General features: G+C 48.6%; 1 rRNA gene. It reads right to left on the bottom strand.

Annotated features, from left to right (window positions below):
* Nucleotides 1-255 (bottom strand): 23S ribosomal RNA (locus J5M58_RS27380); the annotation flags it as partial.

The raw sequence follows: 255 nt of genomic DNA, 5'->3' as shown, positions 1-255 counted from the left end.
GGTCCCCCCATATTCAGACAAAGTTTCTCGTGCTCCGTCCTACTCGATTTCATTGACAAGAGATTTTCGTGTACGGGGCTATCACCCACTATGGCCGCACTTTCCAGAGCGTTCCACTAATCTCAAATCAACTTAAGGGCTGGTCCCCGTTCGCTCGCCACTACTAAGGGAATCTCGGTTGATTTCTTTTCCTCAGGGTACTTAGATGTTTCAGTTCCCCTGGTTCGCCTCTTGCACCTATGTATTCAGTACAAG

This window comes from Pseudomonas sp. 32_A (genome assembly GCF_017490905.1).
GTDB classification, from domain to species: domain Bacteria; phylum Pseudomonadota; class Gammaproteobacteria; order Pseudomonadales; family Pseudomonadaceae; genus Aquipseudomonas; species Aquipseudomonas inefficax.
Note: the sequence above shows the minus strand (reverse complement) of the source record. Positions and strands in the feature narration are given on the sequence as shown.